Annotated in this window: 18 protein-coding genes; 6 read left to right on the forward strand and 12 right to left on the reverse strand. The window is 72.8% G+C overall.

What is annotated here, in order from left to right; translation table 11 throughout:
* Positions 1 to 6: 6 nt before the first annotated feature.
* From DJ476_RS24815 to DJ476_RS24825, 3 genes are all read right to left on the reverse strand, one after another.
* Positions 7 to 1,485: a sensor histidine kinase gene (locus DJ476_RS24815; RefSeq protein ID WP_112492613.1), complete on the reverse strand. Its 1,479-nt coding sequence runs from the start codon at positions 1,483 to 1,485 to the stop codon at positions 7 to 9.
* A 45-nt stretch (positions 1,486 to 1,530) separates the two neighbouring features.
* Entirely contained in the window at positions 1,531 to 2,568 is a 1,038-nt protein-coding gene (locus tag DJ476_RS24820) for a rod shape-determining protein (protein ID WP_103416390.1), read from the reverse strand.
* A 252-nt stretch (positions 2,569 to 2,820) separates the two neighbouring features.
* The gene (locus DJ476_RS24825) at positions 2,821 to 3,387 is read right to left on the reverse strand and encodes a hypothetical protein (protein WP_208853529.1); all 567 of its coding nucleotides are present in this window, start codon (positions 3,385 to 3,387) and stop codon (positions 2,821 to 2,823) included.
* A 124-nt stretch (positions 3,388 to 3,511) separates the two neighbouring features.
* On the opposite strand from DJ476_RS24825, the gene DJ476_RS24830 reads away from it, so the two are divergent.
* Positions 3,512 to 4,273, forward strand: a complete 762-nt coding sequence (locus tag DJ476_RS24830) for an SCO2400 family protein (RefSeq protein WP_208853530.1) — start codon at positions 3,512 to 3,514, stop codon at positions 4,271 to 4,273.
* Positions 4,274 to 4,308: 35 nt separating this feature from the next.
* Here DJ476_RS24830 and DJ476_RS24835 read toward each other — a convergent pair whose 3' ends face one another.
* On the reverse strand, positions 4,309 to 4,734 hold the full coding sequence (locus DJ476_RS24835) for a MarR family winged helix-turn-helix transcriptional regulator (protein WP_103416388.1): 426 nt from the start codon (positions 4,732 to 4,734) through the stop codon (positions 4,309 to 4,311).
* Positions 4,735 to 4,852: 118 nt separating this feature from the next.
* Between DJ476_RS24835 and DJ476_RS24840 the strand changes: the two genes are divergently transcribed.
* The 3 genes from DJ476_RS24840 to DJ476_RS24850 all read left to right on the forward strand — a co-directional run bounded on the left by DJ476_RS24840 (position 4,853) and on the right by DJ476_RS24850 (position 7,368).
* Positions 4,853 to 5,872, forward strand: coding sequence for an NADP-dependent oxidoreductase (locus tag DJ476_RS24840; protein WP_070203955.1), 1,020 nt, complete (start codon positions 4,853 to 4,855; stop codon positions 5,870 to 5,872).
* A 187-nt stretch (positions 5,873 to 6,059) separates the two neighbouring features.
* Positions 6,060 to 6,488 (forward strand): organic hydroperoxide resistance protein, encoded by a 429-nt coding sequence (locus DJ476_RS24845; RefSeq protein WP_019763093.1) that lies wholly within the window; start codon positions 6,060 to 6,062, stop codon positions 6,486 to 6,488.
* Between the two features lie 82 nt (positions 6,489 to 6,570).
* A complete protein-coding gene (locus DJ476_RS24850; RefSeq protein WP_070204134.1) occupies positions 6,571 to 7,368 on the forward strand; it encodes an EI24 domain-containing protein in 798 nt (265 codons plus the stop codon).
* Positions 7,369 to 7,431: 63 nt separating this feature from the next.
* On the opposite strand, the gene DJ476_RS24855 is transcribed toward DJ476_RS24850, so the two are convergent.
* Positions 7,432 to 8,025, reverse strand: a complete 594-nt coding sequence (locus DJ476_RS24855; RefSeq protein ID WP_103416387.1) for a TetR/AcrR family transcriptional regulator — start codon at positions 8,023 to 8,025, stop codon at positions 7,432 to 7,434.
* A gap of 196 nt (positions 8,026 to 8,221) precedes the next feature.
* On the opposite strand from DJ476_RS24855, the gene DJ476_RS24860 reads away from it, so the two are divergent.
* The gene (locus tag DJ476_RS24860) at positions 8,222 to 10,756 is read left to right on the forward strand and encodes a glycoside hydrolase family 3 protein (protein WP_112491607.1); all 2,535 of its coding nucleotides are present in this window, start codon (positions 8,222 to 8,224) and stop codon (positions 10,754 to 10,756) included.
* On the opposite strand, the gene DJ476_RS24865 is transcribed toward DJ476_RS24860, so the two are convergent.
* Entirely contained in the window at positions 10,744 to 11,877 is a 1,134-nt protein-coding gene (locus DJ476_RS24865; RefSeq protein ID WP_103416385.1) for an amidinotransferase, read from the reverse strand. The genes DJ476_RS24860 and DJ476_RS24865 overlap by 13 nt on opposite strands.
* A gap of 147 nt (positions 11,878 to 12,024) precedes the next feature.
* Positions 12,025 to 12,984, reverse strand: coding sequence for an SGNH/GDSL hydrolase family protein (locus DJ476_RS24870; protein WP_112491608.1), 960 nt, complete (start codon positions 12,982 to 12,984; stop codon positions 12,025 to 12,027).
* Between the two features lie 388 nt (positions 12,985 to 13,372).
* Here DJ476_RS24870 and DJ476_RS24875 point away from each other — a divergent pair, with 388 nt between their 5' ends.
* Complete coding sequence (locus DJ476_RS24875; RefSeq protein WP_053561392.1) at positions 13,373 to 13,867, forward strand: DUF3145 domain-containing protein; 495 nt, start codon at positions 13,373 to 13,375, stop codon at positions 13,865 to 13,867.
* Positions 13,868 to 14,033: 166 nt separating this feature from the next.
* Here DJ476_RS24875 and fabF read toward each other — a convergent pair whose 3' ends face one another.
* From fabF to DJ476_RS24900, 5 genes are all read right to left on the reverse strand, one after another.
* A complete protein-coding gene (gene fabF / locus DJ476_RS24880) occupies positions 14,034 to 15,296 on the reverse strand; it encodes a beta-ketoacyl-ACP synthase II (protein WP_070203950.1) in 1,263 nt (420 codons plus the stop codon).
* 76 nt (positions 15,297 to 15,372) lie between these two features.
* Positions 15,373 to 15,621 (reverse strand): acyl carrier protein, encoded by a 249-nt coding sequence (locus DJ476_RS24885; RefSeq protein WP_018486956.1) that lies wholly within the window; start codon positions 15,619 to 15,621, stop codon positions 15,373 to 15,375.
* A 64-nt stretch (positions 15,622 to 15,685) separates the two neighbouring features.
* Positions 15,686 to 16,717: a ketoacyl-ACP synthase III gene (locus DJ476_RS24890; protein ID WP_112491609.1), complete on the reverse strand. Its 1,032-nt coding sequence runs from the start codon at positions 16,715 to 16,717 to the stop codon at positions 15,686 to 15,688.
* A 13-nt stretch (positions 16,718 to 16,730) separates the two neighbouring features.
* Positions 16,731 to 17,648, reverse strand: coding sequence for an ACP S-malonyltransferase (locus DJ476_RS24895; protein ID WP_112491610.1), 918 nt, complete (start codon positions 17,646 to 17,648; stop codon positions 16,731 to 16,733).
* A gap of 89 nt (positions 17,649 to 17,737) precedes the next feature.
* On the reverse strand, positions 17,738 to 18,937 hold the full coding sequence (locus tag DJ476_RS24900) for a PucR family transcriptional regulator (RefSeq protein ID WP_053561394.1): 1,200 nt from the start codon (positions 18,935 to 18,937) through the stop codon (positions 17,738 to 17,740).
* Between the last annotated feature and the right edge of the window lie 12 nt (positions 18,938 to 18,949).

The following is an 18,949-nucleotide window of genomic DNA, read 5'->3' on the forward strand; positions in this document are numbered from 1 at the left end:
GGGAGCTCACAGCGGCGCCTGCCAGGTCACCGTCGTCGACCGGCCGCCCTCCTCGTCGCGGCCGTCGTCCGCCACCAGCAGCCGTACCGCGCCCCGCCCGTCCGCCAGCCGCACCGTCGCGTCCACCTCCACCTCGATGGCCGAGACCCCGGGCCTGCGGTGTGCGGCGGCCAGCGCCTTGCGGAGCGCGGCCAGCAGCTCCCGGCCCGTCGCCTCGTCCACCAGCGCGTCCACCGCCCCCGTGAAGTGCACCGACGGCGGAAAGCCCAGCAGCGCCGAGGCGCCGCCGGTCTCCCGCAGCACCCGGCCCCGGAACGTGCTCGGGGCCTCGGCGGGCGGCTGCTGGAGGGCGAAGATCGCGGTGCGGACCTCCTGGATGGTGGAGTCCAGCTCGTCCACGGCCCGCCCGAGCAGCTCACCGGCTTCCCCCTCACCCGTGGCCCGCCGGCGAGTCGACTCCAGCATCATCTCCGTGGCGAAGAGCCGCTGGACCACCAGATCGTGCAGGTCACGGGCGATCCGGTCGCGGTCCTCGTACACCGCGAGCTGCTCCCGGTCCGCCTGCGCGTCCGCCATCACCAGCGCCAGGGCGGCCTGCGAGGCGAACTGGGTCGCCAGCAGCCGGTCGACCGCCGTGTACGGGGGCGCGCCGCGCCGCCGGGGCAGGGCGAGGGTCCCGATGAGCCGTCCGCCGCTCTGCAGCGGCAGCATCATGCTGGGCCCGAACCGGGACCGTACGTCGGTGGTCATCCGGGGGTCGGTGGCGGAGTCGTCGATGAAGACCGGTTCGCCGCCGAGCAGCTGGACCAGGACGGGGGAGCCCGGGGCGATGGTCGTGCCGACGATGCCCGCCGGGTCGTCGAGGGTGGAGGCCGTCACGATCTCCATCCCGCCCTCCTCGGTGGGCTGGAGGATCACCCCGGCCGAGGCCCCGGCGAGCACCCGGGCGCTCTCGGCCACGGTCATCAGGGCGTCGGCCGCGTTCGTCCCGGTCAGCAGGGCCGTGGTGACGGCCGCCGCCCCCTCGATCCACCGCTCGCGCTGCCGGGCGCTCTCGTAGAGCCGGGCGTTGCCGATCGCGATGCCCGCCTGGGAGGCGAGGACGTGCAGCAGGGCCCGGTCCGTCCCGGTGAAAGGGCCCGAACTCTTCCCGGCCAGACAGAGGTGGCCGAAGAGTTCGGTGTGCACCTGGATGGGGGCGACGAGATACGCCGGAGCGGGTGCGTCGGATGGCTCCCCGTCCCCGTCCTCCGCCTCCGCCGACAGTCCCGCCCGGCGCTCCGGGAGGAGGCGGTCGACGGAACGCCGCTCGGCCTCCGTCATCCCGGTCCTGTAGAGCGCCTCGGTCCGGTCGTCGTCGGGCTCCAGTACGCCGAGGGCACCGTGCCGGGCCCCGGTCAGGGTCGTGGCGGTGTCCACGATCTGCTGGAGGGTGGCGCGGAGCCCGAGGTCGCTGCCGATGCTGAGGACGGCCTCCAGGAGCATCGGCAGCCGGTCGACGGGGGACAAGGAGCCAGGGAACCCTTCGGCCTAGCCCGCCAGCGGGTTGAGGACCATCGGCTGGATCTTGCCGTCCAGCATCGCCCCCAGGCCGAGCACCGAGCAGACGTCGGGGCGCTCGGCGATGAGCACCGGCATCCCCGTCGCCTCCCGGAGCATCTGGTCCAGCCCCGGGAGCAGCGCGCTGCCGCCCACCATCATGATGCCCCGGTCCGCGAGGTCGGCCACCAGATCGGGCGGGCACTCGCGCAGCACCTTGCCGACCCCGTCGAGGACGGCGGTGAGCGGAGTGTGGATGGCCTTCCGTACGGCGGCGGTGTCGACCTGCACCGAGCGGGCGAGCCCGGTCGCCACGTCCCGGCCGTGGATCTCGGTCAGCGCGGGCCCGGTGAGCTGGAGGCCGTTGCCGTGCAGCGCGAGCTGGAGCGGGCGTACGGACTGACTCGGGAGCAGCAGCGCGTGGTGCTGGCGCAGATACTGGATCACCGCCTCGTCGATGGCGTTGCCGCCGACCGGGATGCGGACGGCCGTCACGATCGAGCCGAGCGAGAGCACCGCGATCTGGGTCGTGGCCGCCCCGCACGCCATGATCATGGTCGCGGTCGGCTGCTCCACCGGCAGCCCGCACCCCGCCGCCGCCGCGATCAGGGTGTCCACCAGCTCGACCCGCCGGGCGCCGAGCCCGACCAGGGTCTCCACCGTGGCGCGCTGGGCCAGCGGATCGGCCTCGTGCGGGATGCAGGCGGCGGCGCGCAGCCGGGGCTTGCGGCGCAGCTGGCGGCGGAGCTTGTCGCCGAGGAGGTGGCGCAGCATCCGCTGGGCCATCTCGATGTCGACGACGGAGCCGCCGGAGACCGGGCGGACGACCCGGATGTACTCGGGGGTGCGGCCGGTCATCTGCTCGGCGAGCACGCCGACCGCGATGAGCGATCCCGTACGGATGTTGACGGCGGCGACGCTCGGTTCGTCGACGACGAGCCCGAGCCCCTTCACGTACACCCGGGTCCTCGCGGCCCCGAGATCGACGGCGACGTGGCAACGCTGCAACTGCTCAAGGCTGACGGTCACGGCGGATTCTCCCGAGGGCGCGGACGGTGGCACCGGCGGCGAGCCGGCCTCTCCTCGCATCGTCGCGTTCCCCGCCCGGTCGCGCGCGCTGGGCTGGTCCGTCGAGGGGACCCCGAGCTGACGCCTCGTCGGGTCGGGGCGGACGGCCCGACCCGCCCGAGCGCTGACGGCCCGACGCCCCGACTCGGGGCACGGTCCGCGTCGGGCCCCGCGTCGCGCCCCGCTTTGCGGCTTCTCCCTCCGCCGCCCCGCTCAGCCCGGCAGCAGCCGCTGGAACAGCCCCCAGGTGAACTCCGCGACATACGGCTGTTCGCTCCCCGGGTCCGTGACGGCCAGCGCCCACCGGGTCGGCGCGCTCCCCTCCATCGGCCGCACCGGGGGAAAGGCCCGCGCCACCTCGTCCACCGTGCACGACCAGGGGCGGAGCGAGGGTACGGAGGTCAGCTCGGGGCCCGCCGCCCCCGGGGCCCGGACCAGCCACTCGTTCCACACCGCCCCGCCCGGACCGGCCATCACCTCGAAGCGCAGGTCCGGCCAGAGCGGCACCGGCCAGAGCAGCGCCTCGCACTCCACATCGCCCACGCGGCGCTTCAGCGTCAGCTCCGGCTCCCCGAGCACCGAGCGGTAGCGCCGCAGCGATCCCCGTCCCCGGGGCGCCCGGACCATGGCCTGCCAGCGGCGGTTGGCCTCCCGCATGTCGGCGAGGGAGGCGCTCAGTTCCTGGCGGGCCTCCTCGGCCAGTTCCGGCTGGTGGTCGGCCATGCGGCGGAGCAGGACGAGCTGGAATTGGAGCGGGCCGAAGGGGGTGGGAGCGGTCATGCCGCCCATCTTCCCGCAGGTCAGGCGTATCGGACCGGCTGTTCACGGAATCCGGTGTTCCTCACAGGATCCTCACGTCGTCCGCTTCCTCCGCCGAACCGCGCCTGCCTAATCTGCGGGCGCCATGGATTACTGCCACCCGTGCCGACGGCATCTCAACGGAGCCCTGGCCTGCGCCGGGTGCGGAACTCCCGCCGAGGCACTGGGCCCCTTCGCGCCGCCCGCGCCCACACCCTCGGGCCCCCTGCCGGACGCGCCGGACGGACCGGGTGGAGCCGCCACGCCCGCTCCCGGTGGCCGTTCCCGGTCCCGTTCCCGTCGGCGTGCGCGGGGCAACCACCGCAGACGCGGCCGTACGGTGCTGCTCGCCGTGGGCGGCCTGGTCCTGGCGGCGGGGGCGCTGAGCCTGGCGGAACTGGCGATGGAGCCGGGCGGCCGGGACGACGGCGCCGCCGATTACGTACGGGAGGCGCCGCGCGGTCCCGAGGAGCCCGCGCCGGACTCCGCCTCTGGTTCCGTCTCGGGCGGAGGGCCGCAGGACCCGGGCCCGGTGACGTCCGGCGAGGGCAGGCCCGTGCACCCGTCGGCCTCGGGCGGCGGTCCGGCGGCAGCACCGGCTCCGGGCGCCACTGCGACGGCCTCGCCCACGGGGTCCCCGGACCCGGACCGGGACGACCAGGAGCCCGACGACGCCACGGCCTCGCCCGGTTCGACGCCGGACGCCTCGGACAGCCCGCCCGCCGATCCGCCGGGCCCGGGGGAGCCGGAGGAGCCGACGACCGCGCCCGCGCCCCCGCCGCCGGGCGAACCGACCGTGGACCCGACGCCCACGCCCACCCCGACACCGTCCCCGACCTGCACCCGCTTCCTGTGGTGGTGCACGTAATCCTGTGGCTCCGGCACCCTGCGGTTCCGGCGTGGTCAGCTCTCGCCCAGCATCCGCCGCAGCAGATCCCGTAGCACCGTCCGCTCAGCCTCCGACAGCTCGGCCAGCGGCTCCCGGGCGAAGTCCAGCGAGTCCCGCAGCTCCCGGGCCGTCTGCCGGCCCGTCTCCGTCGCGGCGGCCAGCTTCACCCGGCGGTCGGCCGGGTCCGGCCTGCGCTCGACCAGGCCGCGGGTCTCCAGACGGTCGACGATGCCGGTCACGTTCGACGGCTCGCACTTCAGCTTGACGGCGATCTTCCGCATCGGGGTCGGCTCCAGCGCGAGCAGCCCGAGGACCCGCGCCTGCGCCCCGGTGAGGGAGTGCGCGGCGGCGGCACGGTCGTACTCCTCGTGGTAGCGCGCCACGACGGTGCCGATCAGCTCGACGACCTCGAGGGTCAGGGGGTCTGTGCGGGTGGCCATGGGAACCAGCGTACCGATTTACTTGACAACATGAAATATTAAGGCGCAGGGTTGTTTCATGTCATGAAGCTTTTCCCTGAGGCTTCCCCCCGTAGGACATTGAGGAGAACCCGAGCCCATGTCTGCAGCACTTCCCGCGTCCAGCCGCGAATGGCACCTCGTCGCCCGCCCCCACGGCTGGCCCGAGGCCGAGGACTTCGCGCTGCGCGAGGCCGCGGTGGCCGCTCCGGCCGAAGGTCGCATCCTCGTCCGCAACAAGTACTTCTCCGTCGACCCGTACATGCGGGGCCGGATGAACGACGTGAAGTCGTACACCCCGCCGTTCAAGCTCGACCACCCCATGGACGGCGGCGCGGTCGGTGAGGTCATTGCCTCGAACGCCGAGGGCTTCGCCGTCGGCGACCACGTCCTGCACGGCCTCGGCTGGCGCGAGATCGCCCATGTGCCCGCGCAGCACGCGGTGAAGGTCGACCCCGACCTCGCCCCGCTCTCCGCCTACCTCGGCGTGCTCGGCATGACCGGACTCACCGCCTACGCGGGCCTGTTCGAGGTGGCCTCCTTCAAGGAGGGCGACGCGGTCTTCGTCTCCGGCGCCGCCGGTGCCGTGGGCAGCCAGGTCGGCCAGCTCGCCAAGCTCAAGGGCGCCTCCCGGGTCATCGGCTCGGCCGGCTCCGACGAGAAGGTCAAGCTCCTCGTCGAGGAGTACGGCTTCGACGCCGCGTTCAACTACAAGAACGGGCCGGTCCGCGACCAGCTCAAGGAGGCCGCCCCGGACGGCATCGACGTCTACTTCGACAACGTCGGCGGCGACCACCTCGAAGCCGCGATCGGCGCGCTCAACGTGCACGGCCGCGCCACCATCTGCGGGATGATCGCCCAGTACAACGCCACCGAGCCGACCCCCGGCCCGCGCAACATGGCGCTGATCATCGGCAAGCGTCTGCGGCTCCAGGGCATGCTCGTGGGCGACCACGCCGACCTCCAGCCGAAGTTCGTCGAGGAGGTCGCCGGCTGGCTGGCCTCCGGCGAGCTGAAGTACCAGGAGACGGTGGTCGAGGGCATCGAGAAGGGGTACGACGCGTTCGTCGGCCTCCTGCGCGGCGAGAACACCGGAAAGATGATCGTCTCGCTGGTCTGACCCGCGCTCGCCCGAGGACCGGTCCCGCCGGTCCGGAGTCCGGCCCCGTCCACGCGAGGCCCGGCCCCGCCGACCAGGGGGCCGGTGGCCCGCACCAGCCCCGGGAGAGTCACCCGTTAGGCTCTCCCCAGGCCGTCGCGATCGTGGGCGCGAGTCGCGGCGCACCAACAGGAGGAATCCTCGCATCATGACCATCCAGAAGATCGACGTCGCCTACACCGCTGTCGCCACCGCCGAGAACGGCCGCGACGGCCGGGTCTCCTCGGACGACGGCCAGCTCGACGTCGTGGTCAACCCGCCGAAGGCCCTGGGCGGCAGCGGCGCGGGCACCAACCCGGAGCAGCTCTTCGCGGCGGGCTACAGCGCCTGCTTCCAGGGCGCGCTGGGCGTCGTCGCCCGCCAGGAGAGCGCCGACATCTCCGGCTCGACGGTCACCGCCGAGGTCTCCATCGGCAAGACCGAGGCCGGTGGCTTCGGCCTGGAGGTCGCCATCCGCGCGACCATCCCCAACGTCGACGCGGCCACCGCGCAGGCGCTCGTCGAGAAGGCCCACCAGGTCTGCCCGTACTCGAACGCGACCCGCGGCAACATCAAGGTCGAGCTGTCCGTGGCCTGATCACCGCACCGCCGTCCGAGGACCGCACCCCGCACCCGGGGTGCGGTCCTCGCCGTTTCCGTACGCCAGTACGCTGACGCCCATGAACGATCTCGGGGCAGGCTTCGGCTACTTGCTGAAAGGGCAGCGCTGGGTCGCCCGGCACGGACGGTGGTTCGGCTTCGGGCTGCTGCCCGGACTCATCACGCTCGTCGTCTACGCCGGAGCCCTGGTCGGACTCGGTTACGGCGCCGACGACTTCGTCGCCTGGGCCACCCCGTTCGCGGACGACTGGTCCTCGCCCTGGCTGGGCCTGCTCCGCACCACCCTGACCGCGCTGGTCTTCGTCCTCGGCCTCTTCCTCGCCGTCATCACCTTCACCGCCGTCACCCTCCTGGTGGGCCAGCCGTTCTACGACTCGCTCTCGGAGGAGGTCGAGCGCAGCGAGGGCGGCGAGGTCCCCGAGTCGGGGCTGCCGCTCTGGCGCGAACTGTGGATCTCCGCCCGTGACTCGGTCCGCATCCTGCTGCGCGTCGCGCTCTTCGGGATCGCCCTCTTCGCCTGCGGCTTCATCCCCGTCGTCGGCCAGACCGTCGTCCCGGCCCTGGGCTTCTGCGTCTCCGGCTACTTCCTGGCCCAGGAGCTGACCGGCGTGGCCCTCCAGCGGCGCGGACTGCCCCTGAAGAAGCAGCTCGGGCTGTTGCGCGGCCGGCTGCCGCTGGTGCTGGGCTTCGGGGTCCCGCTGGCCCTGTCGTTCCTGGTCCCGTTCGTCGCCGTGTTCCTGATGCCGGGGGCGGTCGCCGGGGCCACCCTCCTCGCCCGCGACCTGGTCGACCCGGCCCGGGGCTTCCCGGCCACCGGCACCGGTGGGATCGCCGCGCCGCAGGAGCGGGCCGTCTGACCGGGGTGCTCGCCGCCCCCGGGGGCGCTGAACCCACGGCTTCACGGGGCTCAGGCCCTGGGTCTACGGGGCCTCCGGCCCTGAGCCCCCGCCCCGCAGCAGCCCCAGAAAGTCCTCGAACGCCTCCGGCATGTCCACCGCCTCGGGGTCCAGCAGCCACTGGTACTGGAGCCCGTCCATCACCGCCACCAGCATCACCGCCGCCCGCTCCGGCGTCAGCCCGCCCGGCAGCATCTCCCCGTACTCCGCGCGCAGGGTGGCGGCCATGCCCGCCCGGACCTGGGTGTAGCGCCGGGTGAAGAACTCCCGGGCCGGGTGCTCCTCCGTCACGCTCTCGCCGAGCAGCGCCGAGAAGGTCTGCACGATCCCGGGCCGCATCGCGTTGTACTCCACCAGCGAGCCCAGCAGCTCCAGCCGCCACGCCCCGTCCTCGCCGCCCCGGCCCCCGCCGCCGGTGTCCCAGCGGTCCCGGTCCTCCAACACCGCCACCAGCAGCGCTTCCTTGGTCGGGAAGTAGTGCAGCAGCCCCTGCTGGGTCAGGCCCACCCGCTCGGCCACCGCCCCCAGCGTCGCGCCCCGGTAGCCGCGCTCGGCGATCACTTCGAGGGTGGCCCGCAGGATCTCGGCCCGCCGCTCCTCGCTCCTGGCCCGTGCCATCGCCGCCGCCTTCCGTGCCGCCCGGCCCCACGCGGACGGCTCCCAGCAGGACCGTACGTCATCGCCGGACCCGCACCCCATCATCATAACGAACAGATAACAAAACCTACCGATCTACCCGTCACCGCGACACCATGGAGACATCCGCCGGGCATGCACCGGAGACATCCACCGGACTCGACCAGGAGGTACGGCCGTGGCAGCCGCGTCCAGCACCAGCAACTCCGAGGCCCTCCGCCGGACCGCCGTCGACACGGCCCTCGCCGCCCTCGGCCTCGACGACAAGGCGCGCCTGCTGGCCGGTCAGGACCTCTGGTCGCTGCCTGCCCTGCCCGCGATCGGCCTGCGCTCCCTGGTGATGTCGGACGGCCCGATCGGCGTCCGGGGCGTCCGCTGGACCGCCGCCGACCCCTCCGTCGCGCTGCCCTCACCCACCGCCCTCGCCGCCACCTGGGACCCCGCGCTCGCCCGCCGTGCCGGGCGCCTCCTCGCCCAGGAGGCCCGCCGCAAGGGCGTCCACGTGCTGCTCGCCCCGACCGTCAACCTGCACCGCACCCCGCTCGGCGGCCGCCACTTCGAGGCGTACAGCGAGGACCCGTATCTCACCGGCGAGATCGGCACCGGCTATGTCCGGGGCGTCCAGGACGGCGGGGTCGGCACCACCGTCAAGCACTTCGTGGCCAACGACGCCGAGACCGACCGCTTCACCGTCGACAACGTGGTCGCCCCGCGCCCCCTGCGCGAGCTGTACCTGGCCCCCTTCGAGCGGATCGTCAGGAACGCCCACCCCTGGGGCATCATGGCCGCCTACAACCAGGTCAACGGCTCGACCATGACCGAACACCGCTACCTCCAGAACGCCGTGCTGCGCGCCGAATGGGGCTTCGACGGCTTCATCGTCTCCGACTGGCTCGCCGCCCGTTCCACCGTCGGCGCGCTCACCGGCGGCCTGGACGTCGCGATGCCCGGCCCGCGCACGGTCTACGGCGAGGAGCTGGCCGCCGCCGTCCGGGCCGGGGAGGTGGACGAGAAGCTCGTCGACCTCGCCGTACGGAACGTCCTGCTGCTCGCCGCCCGCACCGGAGCCCTGGAGTCCGCCCCGCCCGCCGTGGCCCCCGCCGACCTCCCCGCACCCGTGGACGGCGAAGCGCTGGCCCGCGAGATCGCCCGCCGCTCCTTCGTGCTCGTACGCAACGAGGCACGCGAGGGGGTACGGGACGAGGCGCGCGAAGGAGAAGGAGTACGTGACGGGGCCGCCGCCCTGCCCCTCGCCCCCGGCGCCACCGTCGCCCTCTCCGGTGCCCTGGCCCGGGACGCCCGGGTGCTCGGCGGCGGCTCGGCCCTGGTCTTCCCCGACCATGTGGTCTCCCCGCTCGACGGGCTGACCGCCGCCCTCCCCGAAGGCGCCCTGACCTACTCCGTCGGCGCCGACCCCAGCGGCGAACTCGCCACCGCCGACGCCGGGTTCGAGCTCACCGCCGTCTGCCGGGACGCCGAGGGGGCCGTCCTTGCCACCGTCCCGCTCCCCGGCGGCCAGATCCAGTGGATCGGCGCCGACCTGCCCGAGGGCGTCACCCACGACACCCTGGATACCGTCGAGATCACCGGCACCTTCACCCCGCGCGAGAGCGGTGAGCACACCTTCGGCACCCGGGGCACCGGCTCCTTCGCCCTCACCGTCGACGACCACCCCCTCTACGAGGGCACCCAGGACCGCGCCCCCGGCACCGACCCGCTCGGCGCCTTCTTCAATGAACCGGTCGAGCGCGGCCGCCTCACCCTCACCGAGGGCACCTCCGTCCGGGTCTCCCTCAGCCACCGCCCCGGCCCCGGCACCGGCCACCCCCTCCAGGGCGTCGCCTTCTCGCTCGTCCACCTCGCCCCCCGCCGCGACCCGGACGAACTGATCGCGGAGGCCGTGGCGGCGGCCCGGGAAGCGGACACCGCGATCGTGGTCGTCGGCACCACGGAGCGCGTCGAGTCCGAAGGGTTCGACCGCACCGACCTGCGCCTCCCCGGCCACCAGGACGCCCTGGTCCACGCGGTCGCCGCCGCCAACCCCCGTACGGTCGTCGTCGTCAACTCCGGCTCCCCGGTGGAGCTGCCCTGGCGGGACGAGGTCGCCGCGGTCCTGCTGACCTGGTTCCCCGGCCAGGAGGCGGGCCACGCGCTCGCGGACGTGCTCACCGGGGCGGAGGAGCCGGGCGGCCGCCTCCCCACCACCTGGCCCGCCGTCCTCGCCGACGCCCCGGTCACCGCCACCACGCCCACGGGCGGCGAACTCCCGTACACCGAAGGCATCTTCATCGGCTACCGCGCCTGGGAGAAGGCCGGTACGGTCCCCGCGTACGCCTTCGGACACGGCCTCGGCTACACGACCTGGGCGTACGACACCGTCACCGCCACCCCCGACACGGTCACCGTGAGCGTCCGGAACACCGGCCCCCGCCCCGGAGGCGACACCGTCCAGATCTACCTGGCCCCGGAACTGGCCCCGGACGCCCCCGAGCGCCCCGCCCGCTGGCTCGCCGGCTTCGCCCGGGTCACCGCGGCGCCCGGCGAGACCGTGGAGGTGACCGTCCCCGTCGAGCCGCGCGCGTACCAGGTCTGGGACGAGGAGGCGTACGGCTGGACGACCGTCCCCGGCACCTACACCGTCCAGGCGGCCCGCTCCCTGGCCGACGTCCGCGCGACCACCACGGTGGAGGTCACCGACAGTCAGTCGAAGTAGGACTCCAGCGTTCCGCGCCGCCGCACGTCCAGCGTCGCGCAGTGGAAGGAGCCGCCGAACGGCGCGTAGTGCATCAGGTCGCACGGGATGGGCTCGAAGCCCCACCCTTCGAGCGCGCGCAGCATCCCCGTGTGGTGGCGCTCCGCGATGACCCGCGTCTCGTCGACCATGAGGATGTTCATGCTGAGCCACTTCCCGCACATCGAGGCCGTCCGGAGCACCAGGTCCTTGACGGGCTCGGGCTCGGGGGCGACCAGGATGTCCCAGGAGTCCAGGACGGGCGGCAGCCGGTCGACGTCGATGTACTCGGGGTTGACCAGCGCCTTCCCGGGCGCGAGCACCAGGAACGTCGTGTCGATGTGCATGGGCGTACGGCAGCGGCTCTCGATCTCGTGGATGCGGTAGCCGGGACCGAGGTGGCGGCGCAGCCACTCGATGCCCATGGCGTTGGTGACGTTGGAGCGCGTGACGAACAGGTCGCGCCCGGCCCGGACGAAGTCCGCCGCGTCGAAGACCGGCTCGAACTCGGTGAGGATGTACCGCATCGGCTCATCCTTCTTCGGCGTCCGGAACTCCTGCTCGAACAGCTCGTCGGTGAGCTGCGGCTTCGGCGCGGAGGTCCAGCGGGCCCCGCGCCGGAAGTAGTCCTTCAGGATCCGGCGGTAGGAGTGCGTCTCGAAGTACCGGCACGGCCAGGCCATCGGGGTCTCGATGATCTCGTCACCGATGACCAGCATGCTGTCGCGCGGGCAGGTGTTGCAGAACCCCCGTGAGGTCCAGCCGGGGGTGGAGAACCGCTGCCGGTGGTCCACTGCGTCCGGACGGGTGACGGTGACGCCCAGCGAGCCGAGCAGCGAGACGAATCCGTCCAGCTCCTCCTGGGCGGGCTCGATCAGCCGGCGCGGGTACTTGTAGCCGGCCGCCAGCCCCTGGAAGCGGGCCGCCCACGGCGGGATGTTGCAGGAGACCACCGGGTGGCTGGAGGGGATCGTGGCGTCGTCGAGCCGCCCGACGATGATCTCCTCCAGCGGGTCCCACTCGTTGTGGGAGTTGACCGGCGAGACGAGCGGGGCGGTGTCCTCCGACTCCGGGACGCCGGGCCTCTGCTCCACTGTCGTCATGATCAACCACCCTCGGTCGCCGACGGGCACGTCACGCTCCCCATGGTGAACGGGGACACCGGGGTCGCGCCACCCGTCGGGCCGTGCGACGGGCCGCGCACCGGGCGCGCGCCTCCCGTCGGCCTCGCACGGTGGGGAGGCGTCGGCCTACGCGGGCGGCTCGGCCGCCGTGATGTTGCGGTACGCGATCTCCGCCAGCCGGGCCTGCCCGTCCCGGCTCGGGTGGAACCAGTCCCACGGGCTGAGCTGCGCGCCCGTGAAGCGGAAGCCGAAGACCGCCCCGCCGTCGTACCGGCAGTACCGGTCCTTCGCACAGACGTCCCGCAGCACCTTGTTGTACGCCACCACCCGCTCCTGCACGGCCTCCCGCCGGGCCACGGCGGCCGGGCCCAGGTCGTCGGCGTCGGCCAGCATGGACCGGCAGACCCCCAGCTCCCAGATCCGCTTGCCGGTCTCGTTGGTCCGCCCGGTCGACCAGAGCCGCTTCAGGTCCGGCACGCTGGCCACGTACACCTGGGCCTTCGGCGCCCCGGCCCGCAGCTGCCGCATCGACGCCTCGAACGACGCCCGGAAGTCCTCGACCGGTGTCATCAGCCGCACCGAGTCCCGGCAGGCGTCGTTCGCGCCGATCATCACCGTGACCAGCTCGGGCCGCTCCTTCGCCGCCAGCGCCATCTGCTCCGGCAGCTGCACCATCCGGGCCCCGGACACCGCGTGGTTCCAGCTGCGGCCGGCCGCCTTCGTCTCCCCGAGCAGCCGTACGGCGACGCTGCGCACCAGGCGGTCGCTGCCGGTCGCCCAGGACACCTCGGGGCAGTCCGCCAGCATCGAGCAGGCGTCGAAGCCCCGGGTGATGGAGTCCCCGACGGCCGCGACGGACCCGGGGTTCGGATTCCAGCCGGAGGCGGACGTGGGGGAGGGCGGCGGGGGTGCGGAGGACGAGGCTCCGGGCGAGGGGGCCGCCGCGTTCCGTGACACGCCGTCACCCGGACCGTCCCCCGGTCCCTCACCGGCGCACCCGGCGAGCGCGGCGACGCCCACGAACGACAGCGCGACGGCCACCGCTCCGGCCCCGCGCATCCGAGGGCGTGTCGCACGCTCCGCCATCTCGCTGATCCCCTCCGGTCAACCCCTGGTTTATGCCTCTGGTCATGCCCCCGGCACGCCCACGATCCCCAGGTCGCGGGCGTGCGCGCCCTGGCGGGTGAAAGCGGGCGAATCAGGGGCCCGGGACCGACGGTACGTCACACGGACGGCCCCTGCGCACGGTAGCTTTTCCCCGTCGAACCAGCGGCACCGCTTCCGCCCTCGCCGGGGCGGGTGGCTCCGGTACATTACGTCACGTCACACACTGTCCCTTTTCAGGAGATTAACTCCCGATGCTGTTTACTGATGACAACCTCGGGCCCTGGCCGGAAAGAGACGGTCCGGAAAGAGACGGTACGGACGCGAGGCCGCTGGGGAAGGCGTACCTCGTCCCACACGGGAGGTTCCGGTGACGACACGTGGAGTCCTGTACGTTCACTCCGCACCGCGCGCGCTGTGCCCACATGTCGAATGGGCAGTGGCGGGCGTCCTCGGTGTGCGGGTCCAGCTGGACTGGATCAGACAGCCGGCCGCGCCCGGCACCTGGCGGTCCGAATTCTCCTGGAAGGGCCGCGCCGGTACCGCCTCGCAGCTCGCCTCGGCCCTGCGCGGCTGGGACATGCTCCGCTTCGAGGTGACCGCCGAGCCGTGCCCCACCGCCGAGGGCGAGCGCTACAGCTCCACCCCCGGCCTCGGCATCTTCCACGCCGTCACCGGCATGCACGGCGACATCCTGATCCCCGAGGACCGGCTGCGTGCCGCGCTGGCCCGCTCGACGCGGGGCGAGAGCGACCTGGAGGCGGAGATCGCCTCCCTGCTCGGCAAGCCGTGGGACGACGAGCTGGAGTCCTTCCGCCACGCGGGCGAGGGCGCCCCGGTCCGCTGGCTGCACCAGGTCGTCTAGCGGCCTGACCCAACTCCCCGGCGGGGGCAGAATCAAGCCCCTCCGGCGATTGAGGAGCGGGGACCGGGGCAGCGCCCCGAAACGCCCCGCGCACGCGGAAGCCCGCCTCCCAGAACCTCGGGAAGCGGGCTTCACGACGTACAGAGTCAGGCGGACGGCCGCCCCGTCACACGGACCGGAACGCCAGCACCACGTTGTGCCCGCCGAACCCGAACGAGTTGTTGATCGCCGCGATCGGCCCCTCGGGCAGCGGCCGGGGCTCCCCGCGCACGATGTCCGCGTCGATCGCCTCGTCGAGGTCGTCCACGTTGAGGGTCGGCGGCGCGGTGCGGTGGTGCAGCGCGAGCACCGTCGCGACGGTCTCGATACCGCCCGCGCCACCCAGCAGGTGACCCGTCATCGACTTCGTCGCCGAGATCGCGACATGGTCCAGGTCGTCGCCCAGTACCTTCCGCAGCGCCTTGATCTCCGCGATGTCACCCTGCGGCGTCGACGTGGCGTGCGCGTTGAGGTGGACCACCTCGGACGGCTTGAGGTCGCTGGTGTCCAGCAGGTTCTGCATGGCGGCGGCGATCCCGCGCCCGGTCGGCTCGGGCTGCGCGATGTGGTGGGAGTCGGCCGACAGGCCCTGGCCCAGCACCTCGCAGTAGACCTTGGCGCCGCGCTTGGCGGCGTGCTCGGCCGACTCCAGGATGACGACGCCCGCGCCCTCACCGAGGACGAAGCCGTCCCGGGCCGTGTCGTACGGGCGCGAGGCCTTCTCCGGCTCGTCGTTGCTCTTGGACATCGCCATCATGTTGGCGAAGGCCGCGATCGGCAGCGGGTGGATCGCCGCCTCGGTGCCGCCCGCCACGACCACGTCGGCCCGGCCGGTGCGGATCATCTCGACGGCGTACCCGATGGCCTCGGCGCCGGACGCGCAGGCCGAGACCGGCGTGTGGACACCGGCCTGGGCGTTGACCTCCAGGCCGACGTTGGCCGCCGGGCCGTTGGGCATGAGCATGGGAACGGTGTGCGGGGAGACGCGGCGTACGCCCTTCTCCTTCAGCACGTCGTACTGGTCGAGCAGGGTGATCACGCCGCCGATGCCGGAGGCGATGACCGAGCCGAGCCGCTCGGGGGCGATGGACTCGTCCTCGCCGGCCTTGGCGGTGAAGCCCGCGTCCGCCCAGGCCTCGCGGGCCGCGATCAGCGCGAACTGCGCCGAGCGGTCCAGCTTGCGGGCGAGCGGGCGGGGGAGTACGTCGTTCGGGTCGACGGCCGCGAGGGCGGCGATCCGGACGGGCAGTTCGGCGAAGCGCTCGCCTTCGAGAGGCTTGACGCCGGACCGGCCGGCCATCAGACCTTCCCAGGTCGATGCGGAGTCGCCACCCAGCGGAGTGGTTGCGCCGATACCGGTGACGACCACGGTGCGATTGGTCGAGTTCACTGGAAAATCTTCTCCACGTGTAGAGGGTCGTGAATCAGCGGCGCCACCGCCGGGTGGCGACACAGCCGGGCTGGGATCAGCCCTGGTGCTTCAGGATGTAGTCGGCAGCGTCGCCGACCGTCTTGAGGTTCTTGACGTCCTCGTCGGGGATCTTGACGTCGAAGCGCTCCTCGGCGGCGACGACGACCTCGACCATGGACAGCGAGTCGACGTCCAGGTCGTCGGTGAAGGACTTGTCCAGCTGGACGTCCTCGACCGGGATCCCGGCGATCTCGTTGACGATCTCGGCGAGACCGGCGACGATCTCTTCCTGCGTGGCGGCCATCTTGGCGCTCCTTCGGTGGGTTTATTCGGTGTTCGTACGCACGGACCGGAAGGTCCGGTGTTGCCTAGGGGAGGGTAACGACCGTCGCGGCGTAGACGAGACCCGCCCCGAAGCCGATGACGAGCGCGGTGTCGCCGCTCTTCGCCTGACCGGTCGCCAGGAGCCGCTCCATCGCGAGCGGGATCGAGGCGGCGGACGTGTTGCCGGTGGACTCGATGTCACGGGCGACCGTGACGTGCTCCGGCAGCTTCAGGGTCTTCACCATCGAGTCGATGATCCGCATGTTGGCCTGGTGCGGGATGAAGACGTCCAGGTCCTCCGGGGCGATCCCGGCCGCGTCCAGCGCCTGCTGGGCGACCTTCGCCATCTCGAAGACGGCCCAGCGGAAGACCGCCTGGCCCTCCTGGGTGATGGCCGGGAACTTGATCTCGCCCTTGGAGTCGAGCGGCAGCTTGGAGACGTCACCGATGTGCAGGTCGTTCCAGGCCACCGTCTGCTTGATGGTCTCGGACTTGTCGCCCTCGGAGCCCCAGACGGTCGGGCCGATGGCCGGCTCCTGGGAGGGGCCGACGACGACCGCGCCCGCGCCGTCACCGAAGAGGAAGGCCGTCGCGCGGTCCTCCAGGTCGGTCAGGTCGCTGAGCCGCTCCACGCCGATGACGAGGACGTGCTCCGCCGAGCCCTCGACGATCATGCCCTTGGCGAGGGTGAGGCCGTAGCCGAAGCCCGCGCAGCCGGCCGAGATGTCGAAGGCGGCGGGCTTGCCCGCGCCGATCCTGTGCGCGATCTCGGTGGCGACGGCCGGGGTCTGCTTGAAGTGCGAGACGGTCGAGACGATGACCGCGCCGATCTGCTCGGGCGTGATGCCCGCGTCGGCGATGGCCTTGCCGGACGCCTCGATCGACATCGCGGCCACGGTCTCCTCGTCGGAGGCCCAGTGGCGGGTGACGATGCCGGAGCGGGAGCGGATCCACTCGTCGGAGGAGTCGATCTTCTCGAGGATCACCTCGTTCGGCACGACCCGGGTCGGGCGGTAGCCGCCGACCCCGAGGATGCGCGCGTACGGGGCGCCCTTGCTGGGCTTGATCTTCGACATGCTCTCGGGCTCCTTAGGCGCCTGCGTGCTCGGAGATGAGCGCGCGGGCCGCGTCGAGGTCGTCGGGTGTCTTGAGCGCGAGCGTCTGAACGCCGGGCAGGGCCCGCTTGGCGAGCCCGGTGAGGGTCCCGCCGGGGCTCAGCTCGACCAGCGCGGTGACGCCGAGCTTCTGGAAGGTCTCCATGCACAGGTCCCAGCGGACCGGGTTGGCGACCTGGCCGACCAGCCGGGCGACGACCTCGGTGCCGGTGGCGACGGTGTGGCCGTCGGCGTTGGACACGTACTTCACGGTCGGATCGGTGACCGTGAGGTCCCCGACGGCCGCGCGCAGCTTCTCCACGGCCGGGGCCATGTGGTGCGTGTGGAACGCGCCGGCCACCTTCAGCGCGACGACCCGGCGCACGCCCTCGGGCTTGTCGGCCTCCAGGGCGGCGAGCTGGGCCGCGGTGCCGGCGGCGACGATCTGGCCGCCCCCGTTGACGTTGGCGGGGGTGAGGCCGAGCTTCTCCAGGTGCGGGACCGTGACGGCGGGGTCGCCGCCGAGCAGGGCCGCCATACCGGTCTCGGTGACCGCGGCGGCCTCGGCCATGCCGAGCCCCCGGGTGCGGACGAAGCGGAGCGCCGCCTCGTCGTCGAAGACGTCGGCGATCGCCGCGGCGGTGATCTCACCGACGCTGTGACCTGCGACGACGTCAGGGGAAGCGGCGTCCAGGGCGGTCGCCGAGAGCAGTCCGGCGGCGACCAGGAGCGGCTGGGCCACGGCCGTGTCGCGGATCGCGTCCGCGTCGGCCTGCGTGCCGTAGTGGGCAAGGTCGAGCCCGATGGCGTCGGACCAGGCCGCGATGCGGTCGGCGGCACCGGGGAGGTCGAGCCAGGGAGTCAGGAAGCCGGGCGTCTGAGCGCCTTGGCCGGGAGCGACGAGTACGAGCACCCTCACACTCTCTCTTGTGGACGGCTCCGGCCGCCCGTGGGGACAGGGACGAAGAACCGTCAGGGGAATTGTTGGAGTCCAACAAAAGTCTAGGACTGCTGATCCGCCGCGGCCAAGCGCCCCAGAATCAGGGCGATCCGCAGGGTGAACGCGGAGCGGACATCGGAGGGTGACCATCCGGTGACGTCGGTCACACGTCGCAGCCGGTAGCGCACGGTGTTGGGATGCACGAAAAGCATCCGCGCCGCCCCCTCCAGACTGCTCGCCTGCTCCAGATAGACACTCAGCGTCTCCAGCAGCGCGGAGCCGGCTTCCTCCAGCGGTCTGTAGATCTCCTCCACCAACTGCTCCCGCGCCGCCGGGTCCCCGGCCATCGCGCGCTCCGGCAGGAGATCGTCCGCAAGCACCGGGCGCGGCGCGTCCTGCCACGCCAGGCACGCCTTGAGCCCGGCGGCCGCCGCCTGCGCGGACCGGGTGGCGGCCAGCAGGTCCGGCACGACGGGTCCGGCGACCACCGGCCCGGCCGCGTACGGCCCGATCAGGCCCTTCGCCACCTGGAGCGGGTTGTCGCTGCCGCCCGCGATGACGACGAGCCGGTTGCCGAGCACCCCGGTGAGGACCTGGAGCTTGGCGTGGCGGGCGGCCCGCCGGATCGCCTCCACGGTCAGCTCGCTGTCCCCGTCGGGCGCGGTGCCGAGGATGACGCAGACGTGCTCGGGCGAGTTCCAGCCGAGCGCGGCGGCCCGGGAGACCGCCCCCTCGTCCGCCTCGCCGGAGAGCACCGCGTTCACCACCAGCGACTCCAGCCGCGCGTCCCAGGCGCCCCGGGCCTCGGCGGCCTGGGCGTAGACCTGGGCGGTGGCGAAGGCGATCTCCCGCGCGTAGACGAGCAGCGCCTCCCGCAGCACCGACTCGTCGCCCGGCGCCGCCACCTCCTCGATCGCGGCCTCCATGACCTCGATCGTCGTCCGCACCATCTCGACGGTCTGCCGCAGCGTGATCGCTCGTGTCAGCTCACGCGGGGCCGTGCCGAACACATCGGTGGAGATGGCCTGCGGGGTCTCCGGATGCCGGAACCACTCGGTGAACGCCGCGATACCGGCCTGGGCGACCAGGCCGATCCAGGACCGGTTCTCCGGGGGCATCGCCCGGTACCACGGCAGCGATTCGTCCATACGGGCAATCGCGTTCGCGGCCAGTCGGCCGGAGGACTGCTCCAGCCGTTTCAGGGTCGCGGCATGCAGGTGGGCGTCGTGGGCGGCGGGCTGCTCAGGATCGGGTCGGGGCACGAGGACAAGATT

Source organism: Streptomyces bacillaris, from assembly GCF_003268675.1.
GTDB classification, from domain to species: domain Bacteria; phylum Actinomycetota; class Actinomycetes; order Streptomycetales; family Streptomycetaceae; genus Streptomyces; species Streptomyces bacillaris.

Coding starts and splice junctions, on each gene's coding strand:
- DJ476_RS24815 (WP_112492613.1), bottom strand. CDS start 1,485: ATGCTCCTGGAGGCCGTCCTCAGCATCGGCAGCGACCTCGGGCTCCGC.
- DJ476_RS24825 (WP_208853529.1), bottom strand. CDS start 3,387: ATGACCGCTCCCACCCCCTTCGGCCCGCTCCAATTCCAGCTCGTCCTG.
- DJ476_RS24830 (WP_208853530.1), top strand. CDS start 3,512: ATGGATTACTGCCACCCGTGCCGACGGCATCTCAACGGAGCCCTGGCC.
- DJ476_RS24835 (WP_103416388.1), bottom strand. CDS start 4,734: ATGGCCACCCGCACAGACCCCCTGACCCTCGAGGTCGTCGAGCTGATC.
- DJ476_RS24840 (WP_070203955.1), top strand. CDS start 4,853: ATGTCTGCAGCACTTCCCGCGTCCAGCCGCGAATGGCACCTCGTCGCC.
- DJ476_RS24845 (WP_019763093.1), top strand. CDS start 6,060: ATGACCATCCAGAAGATCGACGTCGCCTACACCGCTGTCGCCACCGCC.
- DJ476_RS24850 (WP_070204134.1), top strand. CDS start 6,571: ATGAACGATCTCGGGGCAGGCTTCGGCTACTTGCTGAAAGGGCAGCGC.
- DJ476_RS24855 (WP_103416387.1), bottom strand. CDS start 8,025: ATGGCACGGGCCAGGAGCGAGGAGCGGCGGGCCGAGATCCTGCGGGCC.
- DJ476_RS24865 (WP_103416385.1), bottom strand. CDS start 11,877: ATGACGACAGTGGAGCAGAGGCCCGGCGTCCCGGAGTCGGAGGACACC.
- DJ476_RS24870 (WP_112491608.1), bottom strand. CDS start 12,984: ATGGCGGAGCGTGCGACACGCCCTCGGATGCGCGGGGCCGGAGCGGTG.
- DJ476_RS24885 (WP_018486956.1), bottom strand. CDS start 15,621: ATGGCCGCCACGCAGGAAGAGATCGTCGCCGGTCTCGCCGAGATCGTC.
- DJ476_RS24890 (WP_112491609.1), bottom strand. CDS start 16,717: ATGTCGAAGATCAAGCCCAGCAAGGGCGCCCCGTACGCGCGCATCCTC.